Raw genomic sequence first — 2,012 nt, forward strand, 5'->3', positions numbered from 1 at the left:
CAACAAGGAGCAAGACCATGCCAACCCCATGTTATATCAGCATCGAAGGGAAAACTCAGGGCAATATCACCGCCGGCGCCTTCACCTCTGACTCTGTCGGCAACATCTACGTGCAGGGCCACGAAGACGAAATGCTGGTGCAGGAATTCAACCACGTGGTCACCGTGCCCACCGACCCGCAGTCCGGGCAGCCGTCCGGCCAGCGCGTGCACAAGCCGTTCAAGTTCACCGTGGCGCTGAACAAGGCGGTGCCGCTGATGTACAACGCCCTGGCCTCCGGCGAAATGCTGCCCACCGTGACCCTGAAGTGGTATCGCACCTCGGTTGAAGGCAAGCAGGAGCACTTCTTCTCCACCATCCTGACCGACGCCACCATCGTGGACATCGACTGCCAGATGCCGCACTGCCAGGACCCGTCGAAGCTGGACTACACCCAGCTGATTCAGGTGTCGCTGGCCTACCGCAAAATCGACTGGGAGCACACCGTGGCCGGGACTTCCGGCTCCGACGACTGGCGCGCGCCGGTCGAAGCGTAATCCTTATGCAACCCGGGCCTGGCCCGGGTTTTTAGCGTGTGCTGCGGTGTGGGCGGCCCCAGACCCCAGCACAGGCGGTTTATTTTTTATCAGGCAAGAAGATGTCGCACCGGGCGGTAACGGGGCGTGCGGTAGCCATGGCGGAAGGAGAAAAAACACGATGGCAAACAGTACAGGATTACAGTTCACCGTGACGCTCGGCGCGCTGCCGGTCGGCACGTTCGCGGTGGTGGATTTTCAACTGGACGAGGGGCTGAACCGGCCGTTCAGCCTGTCGCTGAATCTGGCGAGCGCACTGTCGGATGTGGATTTCGGCGATGTGCTGGACCAGCCGTGCGAGCTGCTGGTGTGGTACGAGGGCGCGCTGCAACGCCGGGTGAGCGGTATCGTCAGCGGGTTCAGGCAGGGCGACACCGGTTTTCGGCGCACCCGCTATCAGGCCGAGGTGCGTCCGGCGCTGTGGCGGCTGGGGCTGCGCACCAACGCGCGCATCTTTCAGGCGCAGAAGCCGGAGGCGATTATCGGCGCGCTGCTGGAGGAAGCCGGGATAACCGATTATGCGTTTGCGCTGCGTCACGACCATGCGCAGCGGGAATACTGCGTGCAGTACCGGGAAAGCGATTTGGCGTTTATCACCCGGCTGGCGGCGGAAGAGGGGCTGTACTACTTCCACGAGTTTGAGGAAGGCAAGCACCGGGTAGTGTTTGCCGACGACGCCGGGGCGCTGGCGACAGGGCCTGAGCTGTTCTTCAACCTGGCGAATCAGGGGTTGTCGGAAGGCGAATACGTGCGGCGCTTCCACTATGCGGAGCAGGTCGGCACCGCCGAGGTGGAGCTGAAGGACTACAGCTTCAAGACGCCGGCCTACGGGCTGTCGCATAAAAAGCGGGGCGGCGAGCTGGCGCACCAGCGCGAGAGCTATCAGCACTACGACTATCCCGGTCGCTTTAAACAGGACCCGAGCGGCAAGGCGTTTACCGGCTACCGGCTGGAGGCGCTGCGTGCGGGGACGGTAACGGGTGAAGGGGAATCGAACTGCGCGGGGCTGATGCCGGGCAGCACGTTTCAGATGACGGAGCACCCGAACCCGGCGCTGAATATCGCCTGGCAGATAGTGGGGGTGACGCACAGCGGGCAACAGCCGCAGGCGCTGGAAGAGGAGAGCGGGGGCGAGCCGACGACGCTGAGCAACGGTTTCAGCGTGGTGAAAGGCAAAACCACCTGGCGGAGCGAGATGCCGTACAAGCCGAGAGTGGACGGCCCGCAGATAGCGACGGTGACAGGTCCGGCGGGGGAAGAAATTTACTGCGACCAGTATGGTCGGGTGAAAGTGCAGTTTCCGTGGGACAGGTACGGCGCCAACAATGACCAGAGCTCGTGCTGGATACGGGTAAGTCAGGGCTGGGCGGGAGGCCAGTACGGGATGGTGGCGATACCGCGCATCGGACATGAGGTAATCGTGAGTTTTCTGGAGGG

The 2,012-nt window shown here is 62.8% G+C and carries 2 protein-coding genes; both read left to right on the top strand.

What is annotated here, in order from left to right; genetic code table 11:
* The first annotated feature begins 17 nt into the window (after window positions 1–17).
* Window positions 18–536 (top strand): Hcp family type VI secretion system effector, encoded by a 519-nt coding sequence (locus JG725_RS20520; RefSeq protein WP_172291341.1) that lies wholly within the window; start codon window positions 18–20, stop codon window positions 534–536.
* A gap of 160 nt (window positions 537–696) precedes the next feature.
* Window positions 697–2,012, top strand: a 1,316-nt coding sequence (gene tssI / locus JG725_RS20525) for a type VI secretion system tip protein TssI/VgrG (RefSeq protein WP_199379689.1), incomplete at its 3' end; no start/stop codon positions are given.

The organism is Brenneria sp. L3-3C-1, from assembly GCF_016456245.1.
Classification (GTDB): domain Bacteria; phylum Pseudomonadota; class Gammaproteobacteria; order Enterobacterales; family Enterobacteriaceae; genus Brenneria.